The organism is bacterium, from assembly GCA_037128595.1.
Classification (GTDB): Bacteria; Verrucomicrobiota; Kiritimatiellia; order CAIKKV01; family CAITUY01; genus JAABPW01.
In genome coordinates this window covers 32,073-50,971 of the sequence record JBAXWB010000026.1, presented here as the reverse complement: position 1 = coordinate 50,971, position 18,899 = coordinate 32,073, and the positions used below count along the sequence as shown (strand labels likewise).

The window sequence follows — 18,899 nt, the reverse complement described above, 5'->3', positions numbered from 1 at the left end:
TGAGTCCTATGGAATATTTTTTCGTTATTGATATTGGAAATACCAGCACCCATATCGGGCTGGCCCGCGGCCGGCGGATCATCCGTCAGTGCCGAATGTCGACCCGCGAGGGGCGTGAAGAGCGTAAAATCATGCTGCTCCTGCGCAAATTGGCCACTGGCCGGACGGTCCGGGATGCGGTCTTGTGTTCGGTGGTCCCCGGTCTCAACCCGCTCTGGGCGCAGGTGCTCCAGAAACTGTGCGGGAAAGCCCCTTTACTGGTCGGGCATAGTATTAATTTGAATATCAAGGTGGATTATCCCCAACCTGAAACCATCGGGGCCGATCGGCTGGCTGATACCGCGGCCGCCTGGGATCTCTATGGGTCTGCCGTCATTGTGGCCGACTTCGGAACGGCCCTGACCTTTGATATCGTCACGGGTGATGGCCGGTATGTGGGGGGCGTGATTGCGCCCGGGCTCCCCTTGATGACGGATTATCTGGCCGAACGGACGGCCTTGCTGCCCGAGATCGGGCTGGATGGCCGGTTTAAAAATATCGGACGCTCCACGAGTGAGGCCATGCGAATCGGTGTAGTGGTTGGCTACCGGGGCATGGTCCGGGAGATCCTCAACCATGTGAAGGCCGGGATGAAAGAGCGGAAAGTGCAGTTCTGTGCGACAGGTGGATATGCCGGGTTGGCCCTGAAAGGCCTCGATACCCCTGTTGATATTGTGCCGGATCTGACGTTGAACGGACTGGTATTGCTCAGGGAGTTAAACCGCTCATGATGGGCCGGGTCCTTGGTGTGGATTACGGAACCCGACGCGTAGGCATTGCGATCAGTGACCCCATGGCCATGCTGGCGACGCCACTATCCGTCGAAACCATTCGCTCCGTCGAGGAGGCGATCGCCGCCGTGTGCCGGATTGCCCGTGACCGCGGGGTGGTTAAAATCGTGGTGGGCATTCCGATCAACATGGATGGCACCAATGGCGCGATGGCGCTGGAAGCCGGAAAATTTGTCGAACTCTTGAGAACGGCGAGCGGTTTACCGGTCGATACAACGGATGAGCGCTTAAGCACCAGCCTGGTGGAGCGGATGCTTCTGGAGGCGGATGTCTCGCGCGAGCGGCGCAAAGAGGTTCGCGATAAACTGGCTGCACAAGTCATTTTGCAGGGCTATCTGGATACGAAGGCTGAAGCGAACTACGTTCATGATCCGGATAATGATTGAGCTCCAGGGACAGGCTTCTGGTCCGGAGGGTTCCGCGAAATGCCCCCCGGATCTGCACCTGAATCGTCTCTCCCCCTGCGGGAATCGTGAATGACTGCCGCACTTTCATCCACCCATCTGACCGTGCCAGAAGCGGCTCCTTTACGGCAAAATTTTGATTTGTGATTGATCCCTGATTGCCCCGCCGTATGAGCGTCACGGCCATGACAGTAGTTCCGGCAAACGAAACTCCTTTTCCGAATAATCCACTCATACTCCAACTCTGGCCAGGTTGGACGTGAATGAGCGGGGCCGTAAGGGTAACCCCGGCCTCAGCTGCTCCGGATTCAAGCTGGATACAAATGCCCTCTTTTTTGAGGGCAAGAACCGACGCCTTCTGAAGCCGGTAATCTCCAAGTTGGATTTGCCATCCGGGAATGGCTCGACCGGGCGGGACGGGGGATTGCGGGTTAATAAGCAAATTGGTTTTTACCTGAACATGGGTTGCGGCCAGTGGGGTAGGTGAGACTCCTATAGTGGCGCGATAGTCTCTTTGCTCGAACCAGACCCGGATCGCGGCAAGGATTAAAAGCACCATAATGACGGCAGCAGACAAAAACAGCCTTTGCCACTGGCGGATGGATCGTCGCAAGGTTGTAATGTCCTGCATCGCGACAGTCGGGCGTGCCAATTTTTCCGGGGCTGTGGGCGGGGTAAAGTCCAAACGGGCCCTCAACGGAAGTGTCTGGACCAGCGGATCGGTCTTCAACAAGGCGCACCGGTCCAGCTCAAGCCCTGAATGAATCAGGGTCGTCCGGAAACTATCCAGATCAAAGGGCACCCGCCGCCAGAACACCGCACGGGCAGCCGTGTCGTAAATACAGTAACTGGCCCGGGGGTCACCATCCCGCGAACAGCCCACTGAGCCGACATTGACGAAATAGCGTTTGCCCGGCTCGATCTCGAAATCCTGAGGGGCAATCTGGCGAGGCACACCGCTTGGCCCGAGGAGGAAAAATGCCGGCTCGTGTGTGTGGCCCGCCAACAGAAGTGGTGAGTCGACGGCCTGCCAGGACGGGATCGTCTCTTCCGGATTCAGCACATAATCAAAACTTGCTGGACGGGAAAATTCGCCATGGGCACACTGGAATCCATTGCCGATGATGGTTAGGGGAAACGAGGCTAAAAAGGCAGAGGCCTTCCGGTTGAGCCTGGCGGCCGTCCACCGGATCATATCCCGGGCATGGGGATTAAATGACGTGTCATCCATTCTGCCACTGACCACCGCGTCATGATTCCCCAGCACGAAAGCGTCGATGTGCGCGTGTGCCTCATTGAGCACTTCGACGGGAGAGGGGCCATAGCCGATGAGGTCGCCGAGGCACAGGATATAATCAATTTTGTTGCTGCGGATATCGCGATGAACGGCCCGCCACGCCGGCAGGTTGGCATGGATGTCAGAAATAAAGGCATAACGCATAGCTAATAACTAGCACGTTATAGCTAATCATCTCAATTAAATTATTCAGGCGATGTTTCCGCCGGCAAGGTCTATTGCTTTGGCCCTTCTGGCACAGGTTTCGACAGAGCGAAACCCTCCATAAGGGTTGAAAGCATGGCCGTATCGCGTGTGTTCGAATGGAGGGATGCGCTCCGTCGCATCCGCAGCGCCAAAATAGGCCAAAACAATACCCCCTCCTTCAGCCGGGTGCGGCAGCTTTATTTAGCCTTCATCGACCATTTATCCTCGGGATCGGCCGGTTTGGTCGCGGGCTCAGCGGCAACGGCGGGAGCGGCGGTGACGACGGGCTCAGCAGGTGCGACCGGAGCAGCGGGAGCGGCCTCCTGAGGCACGGCAGGAACGGGCGCGCTCACTGGCTCCACGGCTTCTGCCGGTGCCTTGATCGGGACCTCTGTCGGCTGCGCGGTGAATAATTTAGGTTTCAGGATTAATAGTTTTCCTGAAAAGTTTCCCTGCAGGGCCAGACGCAGCTGCACGCCTCCCTCAGGAATAATAAACTGCTCCTGAATTTTCGAGAGTCCGGAGGCCTGGGCGGGCGGGATGTTCAAGGTGACAAAATTCGAGACAATCGTCCCGCCGCTTTTCTGGAGCATGAGCGTCAAAGAGACGGTCCCATTGAAGTCCTTTTTCTTCTGCAACGAGGTGTCAAACGTCCAGCTTTGGCCCAGTTGAACACTCACCCAGCTGGATGACAGGGCAATTCCCTTGGTGGCTTTTTTGGAGTTGAAATACAGGAACGGCTGTTTGAAGGGGTCGAGGTTAATCCCGACCTGCTGGTTATTTTTATCCTCCATATGAATATCCCACCCGGCGATCGGGTCCCCGGGCTTAACCGCCCGATCCGGCAGGGAGAGACTATTCCGGTCGGAAGCGGCCAATGGCTTCGTACTGGCTGCATTGATGTCGTCGACGTGCGGGATGGTTCGCCAGACCGCAACGAACACAATCAAAACGACGAACAGGGCCAGCGAAATCATGCTGAGCGGAAGTTTCTTTTTCCGTTTAGGAATGGTCTTCAGGTCCTGGACGGCGACGACATCGCGTGTCGCCTGTGCGGGTGATTTCGGCGGGGAGAACATGACCTGCCAGTTTGCCGAAGTTTGTTCGGCCGCCCCTTTCACCGGCTCGGGCAGGTAGTAGCTTTGATCGAGTTTAAGCCCGGTGGCCTTGAGCGCCTTCCGATAGGCCTCGACATCAAATCTGACGCGGCGCCAGTAGATCGCCCGTGATTCGGTTTCATAGATGCAGTAACAGGAGCGCAGGTCGTTATCGCGAGACTGGCCCACGGAGCCGACATTGACGAAATAGCGTTTGCCCGGATCGATGGTAAAGTCCTGGGGTTCCACCAGGCGGGGAATGCCGCTGTTGCCCAGGACGTGAATGGAGGGAACATGGGTATGACCGACGAAAAGCAGGTCGGCTTCCGTCGCTTTCCATGAGGGCATGACCTCTGCCGCTTCCGAAGCATAGTCAAAGTTCCCCGGCTCTGAAAATTCACCATGGGCGCAGAGAAAGCCGTCGCCAATCAGGGTGAGGGGGAGGGAGGAGATGAACTTCAGGTCATCCGCACTCACCTGCTTGCGGGTCCATTCCAAAAGACGCTGGGCATCCTCATTGAATAACGTTGCGTCCAGCTTCCCGCACAGGGCAGCATCATGGTTGCCCAGGATAACGGCATCCACATTATTGCGGACTTCGCGGAGCAGTTGTGCCGGATTCGGGCCATAGCCTACGATATCGCCCAGGCAGATAATACGGTCTACATTATTATTCTGGATATCTTCGTAGACGACTTTCCATGCCTGCATATTGGCGTGGAGATCTGAAATAATCGCATAACGCATAATGACCGCCCTGTTGGTTTGTGTTGTTCAGTTTATTAGGATGAAATGGTGTCGGGAGCAGGAATCGTTAAAGTGCGGCGATGGCCTCGATTTCAATGGCCACATCTTTCGGAAGGCGCGCCACTTGCACCGTGGAGCGGGCCGGGGCAATCGCTTCCCGGAAATATTCGGCATAAACGGCATTCATCTTGGGGAAGTCATTCATGTCGTGCAGAAACACCGTAGTTTTGACCACGTGATCCAAGGTCGTTCCGGCCGCTTCCAGAATGGCCTTGAGGTTTTCAAGAACCTGCCGGGTTTGCGCCTCGATGGAGCCGGTGACAAGCGCCCCGGTCTTCGGGTCGATGGGAATCTGGCCGGCCGTAAAAACCAGTTGGCCGGCACATACCGCTTGCTGGTAGGGCCCGACAGGAGCAGGGGCCTTGGTTGTCGAGATGATCCGTTTTTGCATAAGTACAAAACTCTATCATGTAAAATGACGGCTTCAACCGATAAATACAGCCATTCGCGGAGGCGTTGGATACAGACCTCGCTTGACACACCCCGTCCGGATGAGGATCATACCCCGTTTTCGAATTAATTGTATGAACAGCACCGCTAAAATTCTTGTCATTGAAGATGATCCGGATGGGCTACGTTCCGTGGAGGAGGCCATTCGCGAGGCGGGGTATCAGGTCATCACGGCCACCACCGGGCGGGGCGGCGGGGATGCCTTTTTACGCGAAACCCCGGATGTAGTGCTATCCGATCTTTTCCTGCCCGATATTGACGGTTTAGCCGTGTTGGAACAGTGCCACCGGCAGAAGCCCGGCACTCCGGTCCTGATCATGACGGCGTTCGGTTCGGTGGAGACCGCCGTAAAAGCCCTCAAGCAGGGGGCGTATGATTATCTGGTCAAACCCCTGGATCTGGATGATCTGCACGCCAAGCTGGCTCGGGCACTGGAAACGAGCCGCCTGAGAGGGCAGGTGACCCGGTTGCGCAGCGAAGTTCAAGGGCGCTATTCAGGCCGGGCCATGGTCGCAGGGGCCCCCGTGATGAAGGAGCTCCTGAGACAGATTTCAGCCGTCGCCGGAACTCATGCCACGGTCCTGGTGCTGGGGGAAAGCGGAACGGGCAAGGAACTGGTGGCGCGGGCACTGCATACGGACGGACCCCGCGCGGACGGGCCGTTTGTGGCCGTCAATTGCGGGGCCTTTGCCGAGACATTGTTGGAGTCAGAGTTGTTCGGTCACGAGAAAGGGGCCTTTACCGGGGCAGTGGCGCGTCATCAAGGCGCTTTCGAACGGGCCAGCGGGGGAACCTTATTCCTTGATGAAATCGGGATTGCGCCTAAGGCCGTTCAGGCGAGGCTCTTGCGCGCCCTCGAGGAGCGCGAGGTGCTCCGGGTGGGCGGGCGTGAGCCGGTCAAGGTGGATGCGCGTGTGGTGGCCGCCTCCAACCGGGATTTGAACGAACTGTTTGAAGCCGGGGAGTTCCGGCATGATCTGCTTTACCGCCTTCAGGTGGTCACCCTCCGGGTGCCGGCCCTGCGGGAGCGGCGTGACGATATCCGCGCGCTGACCGATCGGTTTGTGGCGTTAGCCTGCGCGGAGCACGGTCGACACATAGAGTCAATCTCCACGGCGGCCTACACCAAACTGGAGGCGTATAACTGGCCTGGGAATGTCCGGGAGCTGAGAAACGTGATCGAGTCATCGGTGATCCTGGCCACAGGCCCCGAGCTGACTCCAGAGGCCCTGATTCTCGGGCGGAGCGAGTCCGGCCCGGCGTCCCGGCAAGCGCTGGTATTTCCGGCGGGCATGACGTTGGCTGACATGGAGAAAGAAGCGCTGGCGCAGGCCTTACGTCGCCACGATGGGAACCGGCAGTTGACCGCCGATGAGTTGCAAATCTCCGCGCGCACCATTCAGCGGAAGATCCTGGAGTACAAGCTGGTGTTTTAGACGGCTGGTATTATGACCCGTTATATTATTCGACGCATTCTATATATGATTCCCATGGTGCTGGGGGTGATCCTCATTACCTTTCTGTTGTTTAATGTGGTGGGGGGGAGCCCGGGCTCCATGGCACTCGGGAAAAATGTTTCGCCCCAGGCTTTGGAGGAGTTTGATGAGCAGCGCGGCTTCAACAAGCCCGTCTTGTTTGGTTGGTGGACGACCACCCGCGCTTTTCCGGAGCGGGTATTTGCCGAGCCGCTCACCCTCATCGCCGGAACGAATGTCCCGGTCCGGCTCCTTTTCCCCTTGCGACTGGATTCGCGATACCGCCTCCGGGTTGAGGTGAGAGGCCTGGCCGGCGGCTCCGGGGTCCGGTTCCTTTCCGACAGGGTGCCTCGATCAACGCCCCCCGTTGAAGTGGCCGCCCGTTGGCAATGGGTAGACTTTCCGTTTTCGCCGGAGTCCACGGGCTCGATGGCGCTATCGGTGGAGACTGGGCCGGTGGAACTCAGGCGGGTGAGCCTTGAGCGCCGCATGCCGCACGTCTGGGACTCCCAGCTGGCACATTACTTCAAAACGCTGGCCCGCCTCGATCTCGGGACCTCCCTTTCCACCAATGAGAAAGTTACCACGATGCTGAAGCGCGGGGTGCTTCCCTCGCTCGCGCTGACCGTGCCCATTTTTTTTGGCGGACTGGTGTTTTCGGTGGGGCTGGCACTGATCTGCGCCTATTGGCGGAATCGCTGGCCGGACCGCATTTTCGTCTTTCTGGCGGTAGCCCTGATGAGCGTGAACTATCTCGTCTGGATCATCTTCGGCCAATTTTTCATGGCGTACAAATGGCATTGGTTTCCTATCTGGGGGTTTGAGTCCTGGGGGTACCTGCTGTTGCCTGTGATGATCGGGATTCTCAGCGGGCTGGGGGCCAATCTCCGGTTTTACCGCACGGTGATTCTGGACGAGATTTATAAAGACTATGTACGGACCGCCTTTGCCAAGGGGTTGAGCCCGGCTGGTGTGCTGTTCAAGCATGTGTTGCCCAATGCGATGATTCCCATTGTAACCAATACCGTGATTGCCCTGCCATTCCTCTATACAGGCAGCCTGTTGCTGGAGAGCTTTTTCGGGATTCCCGGGCTGGGCGGGCTGAGCATCAACGCGATTAACTCCTCGGATGTGGATGTGGTGCGGGGGGTGGTTCTGGTAGGGGCCATCCTCTATGTGGTTGCCAGCCTGGTTACGGATTTATGCTATGCGCTGGTCGATCCCAGGGTGAAATTGAGGTAGGTCATGGACGCGAGTGGACAATCATTATGGCGGGAGACATGGCGGGACCTGCGACGGCGCCGGCTCATCCGGGGCTGTCTGGCGATTATTGCCGGCTTTTTCCTGGTCGCCCTCTACGGGGAGATTGTCTACCGCTATTACCAACTTGCGGACCGAACCCCCTCGTACTCCTTGGTTAACTTGAGCGAGCGGTATCTGCCGCCCAGCATTTTCAGGCATCCCTTTGCGAAACCGGGTATCACGCAGGCGCCTGCCGGACTCTGGGGCGGACTCAAGGCACTGGCGTACCGGCCCTTGGGAACCGATAATCTGGGGCGGGACGTACTGCAACGGACGATCCAGGGAACCCGGATCGCTTTTCTGGTGGGGGTGGTAACCTCCCTGATCGCCATTCCGATCGGGGTAGTGCTCGGATGTGTCAGCGGCTACTTCGGAACATGGGTGGATGATGTCATTGTGTGGCTGTATTCCACCATCGAAAGCATTCCCGGCCTTCTCTTCATTCTCGCCATTTCCATGGTGGTAGGCAAAGGAATCATGGGAGTCTATCTGGGCATTGGCCTGACGACCTGGGTGGGGTTGTGCCGGCTGTTGCGGGCGGAAGTGATGAAGCACCGCGACCGGGCTTATGTGCTGGCCGCCCGCTCCCTGGGCTATCATTCCTGGCGCATTATCTTCCGGCATATCCTGCCCAATGTGTTTCACATTGTCATCATTACCTTCTCCATCCGTTTTCCTGCGGCCATCGGAACCGAGGTATTTATGAGCTTTCTCGGAATTGGAGTGCAGGGAGAGCCTTCATGGGGTATATTGATAGGAAATGCACGTTTGCGTCTCTGGCAGGGTGTGTGGTGGGAAATGGCGGCGGTCTCGGCTGCGATACTACTGGTTGTGCTGGCCTTCAATCTGGTCGGGGATGCCCTGCGAGACGCCTTGGATCCGCGATTAAGATCGAAAGAAAAATAACCCAAGCAAGGGGAGTCTGTTACATGATGCCGAAATCTGCGATGAAAAAAGTCACCCACGAAGCCATTCTGGAGTTCTTCCAGAAACCGGATTATACCCCGATGACGCTGGGCGAGCTGACCGACGTGTTGGTCCTCCGCGGCGGAGAGCGTAAAGCCCTGGTCGATATTCTTCAGAAAATGGTCCTTAACGGCGAAATTGTGATCATCCGGAAAACCCGGTATTCCCTAGGGGCACCCGCGGATCTGGTGACCGGTCGCTTGGAAGTCAAGCGGTCGGGTGGGGGCTATCTCACCAATCTGGACGGCGAACTGGCCGTACAGATCGAGCGCGGGAACCTGAGCACGGCGTTGCCGGGGGATCAAGTGGTGGTCCGTCTCGAGCCCCGACGTCCGGGAACACCCGAGTGGCAGCGACAGGGCGTCGTGATCCGTGTGGTCGAGCGCGGGACACGCGTGGTGGTGGGAACACTCAAAAGTACGGGAAAATTTCTTTATGTGCTGCCGTTAAATCCCTCTTACCAGCAGGATTTTTATGTGCCGGATGCGCAAGGCGCGCAACTCAATGACCGCGTCGTCATCCAGTTCACAAACTGGGAAAACCGGCATGTCAATCCCGAGGCCGAGATCATTGAGGTTATCGGGCCGGCGGATAATCCGTCACTGGACACGCTGGCCGTCATGCGTCAATACGATCTACCGCAGGAATTTCCGGCCGAAGTCATGAGGGAGGCCTCCGATTCCGCAGCACGGTTGACCCAGACGAGCAAGCGCCTGGATCTGCGTAGTAAATTCATTTTCACGGTGGATCCCGTGACAGCCAAGGATTTTGATGATGCGCTTTCCCTGGAGCGCGACGAAGAAGGGCGCCGGGTATTGGGGGTGCATATTGCCGATGTCTGTCATTTTGTGACCAAGGGGAACGTGCTTGACCAGGAAGCCATTGAACGCGGTAACAGCGTCTATCTCCCCGACAAGGTGATCCCCATGTTACCCGAAGAGCTTTCAAACGGGCTTTGCAGTTTGAAGCCGGATCAGGACCGGTTGGCGTTTTCCGCCTTTATGACTTTCGATCAGGCCGGACGCATGATTGCGGCCAAGTTTGCCCGGACGATGATCCGCTCACGCTTGCGCCTGAATTATGAGCAGGCGTTGCAGGTGATCCAGACGCCCGCCGGCATGCATTGCAAGGTGGCGATGCCGGCCGAGGCCCGCCCCCTGATCCTGGACGTGTGCGAGCTGGCTATGCAACTGCGCGCCCGACGCATGGCCCAGTGGGCGCTGGATATCACGATGCCGGAAAATTCCGTGATCATTGGTGCGGACGGAATGATTGAGGATATCCGCCCCGTTGAAAACGATATCTCACACCAGATGATCGAGGAATGCATGGTGGCGGCGAATGAGGCGGTCGATCGGGAATTGAGCGCAAAAGGAATGAAGCTGATTCACCGGCTCCACGAAGAGCCTGATGCCGAGAAAATCGAAATGCTGACGGCTGATCTGCACGATATGGGGTATCAACCCGGTCAACTGAAGCACCGGCGCAACCTGATGGAATTCCTGACCCGGATCAAGGATACCCCGCTTGCCAACAGCGCGCAGATGGCGGTGCTCCGCAGTATGAAGCGGGCGATCTATAGTTCCAAAGAGGGCGGGCATTTCGGCCTGGCAAAGAAGTATTATGCCCATTTCACCTCACCCATCCGGCGCTATCCCGATTTGATTGTACACCGCATTTTGGCGGCCATGTTGGAGGGAAAGAGCAATCCGTATCCCGCCCAGGAACTGGAACGGCTTGCGGTCCATTGCTCCGAGACCGAGCAGGTGGCTCAGGCGGCAGAACGCGAATTGCTGGAAATCAAGAAATACCGGTTCCTCGCCCAGCAAATCGAGCAACGAAATGTACGGGTATACGAGGCCGTGGTGGTCAAGGTGATGAACTTCGGGCTTTTCATTGAGCTGGACGGCCTGGGCGTGCAGGGCCTGCTCCATGTCTCGGCCATATCGGAAGCCTTTGTGCGCTTTGATCCTGCGGCAAAAGCGCTGAGGGCGGGTCAGGACCTCTACAAGTTGGGAACTCGCCTCAAGGTCATTCCTGTAAAAGTGGATTTTGATAAACGGCGTATTGATTTTGCCCTGAGCCGGCCTGAGGCAGAAAAGCCAAAGGCGGTCGGCAAGGGAGCACGGCCGGAACGAAGTGGGGAGCCAAGAGGGCGGAGGAGACGTCGGTGATGACGGGTAACAAAATGTTACTGGTGACGGCCGGCCTGCTATGGCTGCTGGCCATCACGGCGAAGGCCGGAGAGAAGCCGTTAGCGGATATTGACGCCCGTTTCACACCCATGGAAACCCCTATATGTATGGAGTATGATGTGGGCTACCGGTTCCTGCATCTGGAACTCGCCCGTGTCGGAAAAATCCTGGCGACCACGACGATCGGAACATGGCGTCATCGGGTGACGGGGGAACGCATACCCGCCCTGTTTCTCGATATGCAGGTCAATTCTCCGGATAGCGGGAAGGTCGGTGAGCGCAATCGCGTGTCCATTCACGACCGGATCATTGCCGTTATGACCTTGCCGGAGATGAAAGCCCTGGTATTTGCGAAATATACCGACGAGTACCTGCACCCTCTACTTGGACGTAAAAAGGAGGCCCTGATTGTTTCCGTCTACGATGCGCAGGCAGGACATATGGCCTATTCCACCCGCAACCTGCAGACAGGGTTGACCTCAACCAATCTGGCGAATCCGGAAGCCTTGTTTGATTTAAGCCAGCGGATTAAGCCGGTGATGGATTTCCTTGTGGCGCGGCAACGAGGGGAAGGGGACGCGGATTCCGGGAAGGGCCGGATCGTGGCTAACCTGGATGGGAAAGTGGTGGCGTTAAGGATCGTTACAAAACCGGATCGCAGTCCGGCCTGTTTTGGGCGACAACGTTTTGAGACCACCTGCATTATTCCGGAGGCTGAGCCCGGCAGCTCCGTCAAGCCGAGGGAATTTCATGCCTGGAGTATGGACTTCAAGACGCTGGCAGCCCTGTGCAAGGATGAGGGGCTTATCAAGGCGGCGCGGGAGGCCCCGATTGAATCTATTGTTCCCCTGGTAATGGATTATGAGTTGGGCCTTGGTAGTGTTCGGACCACGATGACGGCCATTCACATGGGGGGTGAGCCGGTCGCCAATCTAGCGTTAGTGCTGTCTGAAGGTCCAAAACCGGTGGCTCAGGAAAATACCAGTACACACTAAGCCTTCCGCGAAAAGCTTTGGCAACACGGTTTCCAGGTTAAGGGTATAACCGGAAAGATGCTGAACGATCTCCGACAAGCCCGCCGGCAGGCCCGGGTTCCGGATGAAAAACTGATGAAATAACCAGACCAGCAGAATGGATGCGCAGTACGAAGCGACCCAGACAATGCCAAAACGGATGAACTCACGGTGGGTCCCTGAAATCGTGCTCCGGTCAAATGTCCAGATTTTATTAAAAGTGAAGCTGACCAGCCCCCCGCACGGACGGCTGATGAGGTTGGCGGCTTCCGGGGAGAATCCTGCAAAATGGACTAGTGAGCCATAAATGGATAAATCCGTAATGGCACTGCCAATTCCCACGGTGGCATATTTTTTGATCTGAACCAGCCAAGTCATCGGGAAACTATACACGAGCTTGGTGATTTTTTGTTCCTATTTTTTTTGCTTTTCCTGTTTTTGCCTGTATGATCGCCCCTTGTTTTGGAAAGACTTCTGAATGACTGATATTCCTATAAAATTGAAAGGTGTGCCGGGGGCAACGGCTCTAAATAAGACAAAACCGGCATTCCGGATCGTGTCGCTTTCTTCCCGTCAAGTTACGCCCAAGCCCGGGCCCGTCTCGATGACCCGGATTGTACCCAAACCGCAGACCCGAATTGTTCCGAAAACTGCGGCAAAGGGGGTGGGCGCGCCCCTTGTTCCGCAACAAAAGAATCTGAAGCTGTTCCCCCCAAAAAAGGACAAAAATAAAGCCCTGAACAGTTTGCCCTTTTCCAGCACTCGCTATGAGATCATCAAAGTCATCCATGAAGGGGGATTTGGCACCGTTTTCAAGGCCCTGGACAAGATGTTGAAAATGGATGTAGCGATCAAGCTGTTAAAGCCCGCCTCGTCACAGAATCAGGAGGCGCTAAACCAGATCAAGGCGGAAGCCGCCGTCACGATGAAGTTGTCGCACGAGCATATTGTCCGCCTTCACAATATCGAAAGCGAGAAGGGGCAACTGTTTATTGTCATGGAGTATGTTGATGGGCAGACGTTGCGCGAGATTATTGAGCAGATGGGGGCTCTTTCGCTCCATACGGTTTTGGATATCACCCATTCGTGCACCGGGGCACTGACGTATGCTCATGAACAGGGTGTGTTACATCGTGATATCAAGCCTGAAAACATCATGATTAATCAACAGATGTCGCTCAAGCTTTTGGATTTCGGGTTGGCGATCAAGATGTCGCGTGGACAGGATCAGAGCGATTATATCGAAGGCTCGCCGGGCTATTTGAGTCCGGAGCAGTTGCATGGCCTGCCCGTGGATGCAAGAACGGATGTGTTTTCTTTGGCTGCGGTTGTGTGCGAGTTGCTGACAGGACGACGCGCCTTTCCCGAGACCGCCCGGTTGAAACATATGTATGACCAGGACCCGGTTGGTATTGAATCTCTCCCGGCGGAGGTGGCGCAGGTGATCCAGTGGGGGCTGTCACGTGATATGAATGCCCGATATAACACCCCCGCTGAATTCTACGCCGCTTTCGAACAAGTGATCAGGCCGTTGATCTCATGAATCTATTTGTCTCAGGACCATTGATGTTCAGGGACTTGGTCAAGGCCTTGACCGGTCAATCCTATCCGGCTAAATTCGGACAATTGCATGGATACGCCCAGTTTTTGATCAAGGATGAAGGACAATCGGCCATGATCCCTTTCCCTGACAGAGTGGTCGATGGGGTGGTCTATCTGGATGTGGATGAGGAGTCCTTAGCCCGGCTGGATGCCTATCAGGGGAAACGTTTCACGAGGGAAGAGGTTTCGATCGAAGGGGAGGGCGGGGAGTGGTTGGACGCCGACGCCTACTGTTTAAAGCTGACCCGGAAATCGCTGTTAACCGGTACGGAGTGGGATGAAGATCATTTCCGGGAAACCCATTTAAAGAAAGCGTTGGCATCGTGCCGGAAGTAACAGGTCTTGATCTCCTTGAAGGCCCCTGCAGTGAATCTCATGCAGAGCGCCTGACGTTCTCCCAGTTATGCCGGCGACTGGGGCGTTCGCCCCATTACCTGCGGAATATCCAGATTAAGCTGGGGCTATATTCCCCGAAGGAGACGGAGGGGTTTTCTCCCGCGTATCTGCATTTTCTGGGTACGATTATTATTCTCCGGGCTTTCTCCGTTCCCCTTGAAGACATCGGCGAGCTGTTTGAGGCGGAAAAACGCATTCTCCGGTTTCTCCGGATTGATACCTTGACCTTGTCTCCCACCTGGTATCTGGATCAATGCGGACGCAACGAGGAAAGCGCCAACCGGTTGCTTCTCACCAATCAGGATTTAGGCGGTTCCATCACGGAAGGAGGGGTCCAGTTTCACCTCGATTTCCGGGGCATGCATGGGGAATTATTTTCTGGAGCCGAAATGGGGCAGGACGCCAAACGTGTGATGGCCGCTTATGATACCCGGCTTGAAAAAGTCAGGGGCCGGGTTAAAACCGAGGAAGTCGTCCTGCGTCGCGCATTGGCCTGGTCCGACCGTTGGGAGACATAATCGCGTGAAGATAATTGATAAATATATGCTGAAGCAGTACCTGATCCCCTTCGGGTACTGTTCCGTGGCCTTCAGTCTGCTGTATGTTGTCCTTGATCTGTTCGATCGATTCTCGGACTTTCTGGACGCCAAGGCACCGATCACCGATATTCTGATCTATTATGGACTCTTCCTGTTCAAAGTGAATGGGCATAATCCCTTCATCGTCGTGGTGCTTCCCATTTCCCTGTTGTTGGCCACCCTCTACACCATGACCCAGTTTGCCCGCCACAATGAACTGACGGCCATGAGCGCCAGCGGGGTGAGTGTGCGGCGCTTGATGCTTCCGCTCATGGGGGTGGGGCTTTGTGCCAGCCTTTTCGGGGCCGTCATTCAGGAAACCGTCGGACCGGTGGCCACCCGCTGGATTGCGGAATATACCAAACAGGTGCTCAAACGCTCCCCGGACTCTGCTTTTATTGTCAGGGATTATGTCTATCATACCGGGCCCTCGCGACGGCAATGGTTGATCAAATCTTTTGATCAGCGGGCCCCGAGCCCTTTGACCGGGGTCAAGGTCTCGCAACAACGGATCAATGGAACGGTTGAATCGGAAATCACCGCGGAGCGGGCCGAGTGGCTTGATGGCACATGGTGGTTTTACGGGGTCCAGAAAAAGGAATTTGACGAAAAGGGCGATCCTCTCGGGCCGCCTTCCGCCATGTTGGACCGACCGCTGGAAATGCCCGATTATTCGGAACGACCGGAAGATTTCGTAAATGAGATGAAAGACTCTGACTATCTCTCTACTTTGGAAATGATCCGTATTATACAGAACCGGCCCAATGTTTCCGCCAAGTGGGTCGCCTCGCGTCTGACAGATATTCATGGACGGGTAGCCATGCCCTGGTCCTGTCTGGTCCTGCTGTTGCTAGGGCTTCCCGCAACGGCGGGCGGAGCGCGCCAACCGGCGATGCGCAGTGTGGTTTTCGGATTGTCCGCCTTGTTCGGATTCTACTTCCTGGTCCAGTTCGGACTCATTCTCGGGAAGCAGGAAATTATCGCTCCCTGGCTGGCCGGGTGGCTACCCAATATCGTCTTTCTCACGATCGGCGGGATTCTTACCTGGCGGTTGAAATAATCCGTTTCCTCAGGTACCACACAATCAGTGACATGGCTCCAAGCCCCAGCATGGCGGCGGTAATCTGCGCGACCGAGTGCTGGAGGGTTTCTTTGTCAAAGCCTTTCCCGAAGCTACTGCCGATAATGGCCACCATAATGGAGCTTGGCAGGTACCCGAGAAATGAACCCAGCAGGAAATAGCGGTGCTTGACGGGGGTGAGCCCGAGAATCAGATTGGGAACGATCCCGGCAATCGGCAATTGACGCACCAGGAAAATGGTAAAGGTCGATGGCTTCTTGAGCATGGCGCGGAGCCGCTGACTATTTTCAATACGTTTCCGAACCCACTCCCGGCCACCCCAACGAGAAAACACGAAGGTGGCATAAGATCCGAATAGTGCCGAAAATTGGCCGATGATCACCCCTGTAGTGAATCCGAAAAGAACGCCGGCAAGCCAACACAGGAACATGCGGGGGATGCCAATGGCGATTAAAATCACACTGACGACAAAGTAGATGGACGAGGCCCAGATCCCCAATTGGTGGATATGCGCTTTCCAGGCGACATCACTGGTAAGGGCCTTTAACGGCGTAAAATGTATTAACGCGATACAGGCAATGACCACGAGCGCCATCACGAGGATCTTCTTTTCGGATTTCCCTGCCGATTCCGCCGCTTCGATCTCCAACTCGACGGGAATGGGATCTGGCTCATCATCGGGGGGAAGTGGCTCGTGGGGGGCAGGAACCGGAGTTGCCGCGCCGGGCGCTGAGGTCAGGGTATTACCCTCAATATCTGGTAAGTCAGTATTCCGATCGCCTGGTTCCTCGCTCATGGCTGGTCATTCCTGTAAAGGATGTGAATTCGAACTTGCTTCCCTTGAGAGTAGTTAAAGCCGGAAATGATATCCAGCGTTTGGATTCGGGCCGAGCGAAAGGCCTCAATATTGGGAAAAAGCCGGGACTCGGTCACTACTAAAATGCCTTTGCCTGATGCTCCGGCCCATCGGGCGAGATCAGGGCCTTCAATGGGCGTAATCGGGCCGCGGCCCAGGTAAAAGTTTAGGCTGGGTTCACCATAGCCGCAGGTGGCGACCGGCATCGAGGCGGCACTGTTATGTTGAATGACATCCGCTATTTTGGGCGACAGTTTTAATCGCTCGATGGCGGGCAGCAGGAAGAAACTGGCGGAAGCCAGGATCACGAGCATACCCGCCCCGAGAATCCCTGCCACGCGGTCATGCAAGGCGCTCCGGTAATAATGCCAGGCCAGGGCGGTCATGGCTAAAAAGACTCCCCCCAGTATCGTGGCGGGGACCCGAACGCCAAATAGAGGAATGTTGGCCAGGACCCAGGGGGCGACCATCAAACCCAGGCCCAGGATGGAGCCTATCGTCAGGAAAAGGCCGAGTCCTATTCTGGCGGCGACAGAACCATTTCCCTGTCGCCCTGTCCGGGCTGCCTGGGCGAGGCCCCATGCGGCGGCCATGGCCAGCGCCGGCCAGGCGGGAAGAATATAGTGAGGAAGTTTAGTCGCCACCACACTCATGAGGATGATGACCGGCCCCGCCCAGCAAAAAAGAACCCGGCGTCGGCTATGGCCTTGCTCCGGAGAGGAGCCCAGGCGGTCGAAAATCCGTGGGAGATAAAGGATCCAGGGGAAAAATGTCAGCACCACGACGGGGAGGTAATAGAAATAAAAGGCGAAGGATTTTCCCCCATGGCTTTCCATGGCAGTCAAAGAACGGTTCACTACATGCTTCCCTATGCCGAGTCTCAGGAACTCGCCCTGGGTCGCCGCATTTGCGGGAAGTCCCCATGCAAGGAAAAGCAGGGTTGAGGTTATGACCGCCAACACCAGCCAGCCGGCATAACGCCATGCCTTCAGGGCTCCGCCCCCGGCGAAAATCAGGACGGCGGCAATGACCAGCAGGGGAATGACAAGCCCGACCGGACCTTTGGTCAGCATAGCCCCACCCAGCGCAAGGCTGAGGAGCACCAGATGCCACAACCGGAAACCCTTGAGCCAGGAGAGCATGAACGCCGTGAGGGAACCCGTGATACAGAGAAGCAATAGCGCATCCGTGGTGGCCGCGGTGCCACTGACCGTCATCAATGGGGTGAGCATCAGGATCAGCCCCGCCCAGAAGGCGATCTTCCGGTCAAAAAGACGGCAGGCCAGCCAGTACGTCAGAAGGGCCGTCAGCAGGGTGGCCACCGGCGCCACCATGCGGCAGGACAGTTCGGAAACGCCCAGGACCCGCACCGGAATGGACATGAGCCAATATATCAGGATGGGCTTATCCGGACGGAGCTGAGCATTAAACGTCGGGTAAAGATAGTTTCCCGACTCCACCATTTCCACGGTTGCCCGAGAGAAGCGCGGTTCGTCACGATCCCAGAGGGAAGAGGCAGTCGTGAGCGAAAGATAAACGGTGAAAACCAGGCAACCGAGAAGCAGGAATCCTCGTCCGGAATACCACATCTCTTTTTGGTTGCGAAACCAGATAGGGACGTACCGGGCCAACATCAGAAAGCCTCCGAGCGGCCCCCAGACACGGAGGAAATCCAGCACGAATGGGGTGGCCCGCGCCCAGGACAGATTGACAACGGAAAACAGCAGAATGAGTCCGCCTATAATCAGGAACCAACGGCGGCGGGGTTTCCACGGCCAGCGGCGAAGCATGCCCCCTGCCAGGCTGCTGGCAATGATGCCGAACGCCATGCCCGCCAGCACATCGCTGGGATAATGACGCCCGTCATACACCCGACCGGTTCCGACTCCGGCATTCAGGATGATCGCAATTGGCGCCCCCCAGGGGGACGCGGTGACAAGCGGCATGCAAAATGCCGCCGCAGTGGCCGCATCACCACTCGGGAAGGAATGCGTGTTCCTGAAGCCGGGCCGCTCACGACCCACACCCAATTTAAACGGCCAGATAAGCACCGACATGATCAGGAGGGCAAGGATGATATGGGTCGCCCGTTTCCGTGCACCACATATCCCCAGTCCGGCGACGACTACCAGAATGACATCTCCCTTCCCGAAAGGACGGAACAGGTTCAGCACTTCCTGGAAGATATGGGTTTTGCCTACTGACCGTGAAAACGCACGGATTGAATCCGATAGAGCGTAGTCAAACGGATAGATGGCCACCGCCACGGCCAGCAGGAGGGCCGCGGCCAGAAGCGTAGGGGCGTAATGATGTTTAGTCGGAACGGTCATAGCAAAAGCCCCCCAGGCGAGACCTGGGGGTGTG

The 18,899-nt window shown here is 56.5% G+C and carries 17 protein-coding genes; 11 read left to right on the top strand and 6 right to left on the bottom strand.

Going from position 1 to position 18,899, the window contains the following annotated elements; all coding sequences use genetic code 11:
- Positions 1 to 8: 8 nt before the first annotated feature.
- Both WCS52_14965 and ruvX read left to right on the top strand, forming a co-directional pair.
- Positions 9 to 770 (top strand): type III pantothenate kinase, encoded by a 762-nt coding sequence (locus tag WCS52_14965; protein MEI6168481.1) that lies wholly within the window; start codon positions 9 to 11, stop codon positions 768 to 770.
- Entirely contained in the window at positions 767 to 1,216 is a 450-nt protein-coding gene (ruvX, locus tag WCS52_14960) for a Holliday junction resolvase RuvX (protein MEI6168480.1), read from the top strand. Before WCS52_14965 ends, ruvX begins: the two co-directional genes overlap by 4 nt.
- Here ruvX and WCS52_14955 read toward each other — a convergent pair.
- From WCS52_14955 to WCS52_14945, 3 genes are all read right to left on the bottom strand, one after another.
- Entirely contained in the window at positions 1,149 to 2,675 is a 1,527-nt protein-coding gene (locus WCS52_14955; GenBank protein ID MEI6168479.1) for a metallophosphoesterase, read from the bottom strand. The two genes, ruvX and WCS52_14955, sit on opposite strands and share 68 nt — an antisense overlap.
- A 239-nt stretch (positions 2,676 to 2,914) precedes the next feature.
- Positions 2,915 to 4,561, bottom strand: coding sequence for a metallophosphoesterase family protein (locus WCS52_14950; GenBank protein ID MEI6168478.1), 1,647 nt, complete (start codon positions 4,559 to 4,561; stop codon positions 2,915 to 2,917).
- A 67-nt stretch (positions 4,562 to 4,628) separates the two neighbouring features.
- A complete protein-coding gene (locus WCS52_14945) occupies positions 4,629 to 5,012 on the bottom strand; it encodes a RidA family protein (GenBank protein MEI6168477.1) in 384 nt (127 codons plus the stop codon).
- A gap of 133 nt (positions 5,013 to 5,145) precedes the next feature.
- Between WCS52_14945 and WCS52_14940 the strand changes: the two genes are divergently transcribed.
- From WCS52_14940 to WCS52_14920, 5 genes are read left to right on the top strand one after another with little or no spacing between them, the layout of a single operon-like run.
- Complete coding sequence (locus tag WCS52_14940) at positions 5,146 to 6,507, top strand: sigma-54 dependent transcriptional regulator (GenBank protein MEI6168476.1); 1,362 nt, start codon at positions 5,146 to 5,148, stop codon at positions 6,505 to 6,507.
- Between the two features lie 12 nt (positions 6,508 to 6,519).
- Positions 6,520 to 7,788 (top strand): ABC transporter permease, encoded by a 1,269-nt coding sequence (locus WCS52_14935; protein MEI6168475.1) that lies wholly within the window; start codon positions 6,520 to 6,522, stop codon positions 7,786 to 7,788.
- Positions 7,789 to 7,791: 3 nt separating this feature from the next.
- Positions 7,792 to 8,754, top strand: coding sequence for an ABC transporter permease (locus WCS52_14930; protein ID MEI6168474.1), 963 nt, complete (start codon positions 7,792 to 7,794; stop codon positions 8,752 to 8,754).
- A 23-nt stretch (positions 8,755 to 8,777) separates the two neighbouring features.
- Positions 8,778 to 10,988, top strand: coding sequence for a ribonuclease R (gene rnr, locus WCS52_14925; protein MEI6168473.1), 2,211 nt, complete (start codon positions 8,778 to 8,780; stop codon positions 10,986 to 10,988).
- A complete protein-coding gene (locus WCS52_14920; GenBank protein MEI6168472.1) occupies positions 10,988 to 12,004 on the top strand; it encodes a hypothetical protein in 1,017 nt (338 codons plus the stop codon). Before rnr ends, WCS52_14920 begins: the two co-directional genes overlap by 1 nt.
- On the opposite strand, the gene WCS52_14915 is transcribed toward WCS52_14920, so the two are convergent.
- Positions 11,948 to 12,400 carry a GtrA family protein gene (locus tag WCS52_14915; GenBank protein ID MEI6168471.1) on the bottom strand — a complete coding sequence of 151 codons (453 nt, stop codon included), beginning with the start codon at positions 12,398 to 12,400 and terminating at the stop codon, positions 11,948 to 11,950. The genes WCS52_14920 and WCS52_14915 overlap by 57 nt on opposite strands.
- Positions 12,401 to 12,500: 100 nt before the next feature.
- Between WCS52_14915 and WCS52_14910 the strand changes: the two genes are divergently transcribed.
- Genes WCS52_14910 through WCS52_14895 form a run of 4 tightly spaced genes read left to right on the top strand, consistent with a single transcriptional unit; the run spans position 12,501 to position 15,658 of the window.
- Complete coding sequence (locus WCS52_14910; protein ID MEI6168470.1) at positions 12,501 to 13,565, top strand: serine/threonine-protein kinase; 1,065 nt, start codon at positions 12,501 to 12,503, stop codon at positions 13,563 to 13,565.
- Complete coding sequence (locus WCS52_14905; protein MEI6168469.1) at positions 13,562 to 13,960, top strand: gamma-glutamylcyclotransferase family protein; 399 nt, start codon at positions 13,562 to 13,564, stop codon at positions 13,958 to 13,960. The genes WCS52_14910 and WCS52_14905 overlap by 4 nt, the downstream gene beginning before the upstream one ends.
- On the top strand, positions 13,948 to 14,538 hold the full coding sequence (locus WCS52_14900; GenBank protein MEI6168468.1) for a hypothetical protein: 591 nt from the start codon (positions 13,948 to 13,950) through the stop codon (positions 14,536 to 14,538). The genes WCS52_14905 and WCS52_14900 overlap by 13 nt, the downstream gene beginning before the upstream one ends.
- A 4-nt stretch (positions 14,539 to 14,542) precedes the next feature.
- Positions 14,543 to 15,658, top strand: coding sequence for an LptF/LptG family permease (locus WCS52_14895; protein ID MEI6168467.1), 1,116 nt, complete (start codon positions 14,543 to 14,545; stop codon positions 15,656 to 15,658).
- Here WCS52_14895 and WCS52_14890 read toward each other — a convergent pair.
- Positions 15,639 to 16,475 carry a VTT domain-containing protein gene (locus WCS52_14890; protein ID MEI6168466.1) on the bottom strand — a complete coding sequence of 279 codons (837 nt, stop codon included), beginning with the start codon at positions 16,473 to 16,475 and terminating at the stop codon, positions 15,639 to 15,641. The two genes, WCS52_14895 and WCS52_14890, sit on opposite strands and share 20 nt — an antisense overlap.
- Positions 16,472 to 18,865: a glycosyltransferase family 39 protein gene (locus WCS52_14885; GenBank protein MEI6168465.1), complete on the bottom strand. Its 2,394-nt coding sequence runs from the start codon at positions 18,863 to 18,865 to the stop codon at positions 16,472 to 16,474. Before WCS52_14885 ends, WCS52_14890 begins: the two co-directional genes overlap by 4 nt.
- Between the last annotated feature and the right edge of the window lie 34 nt (positions 18,866 to 18,899).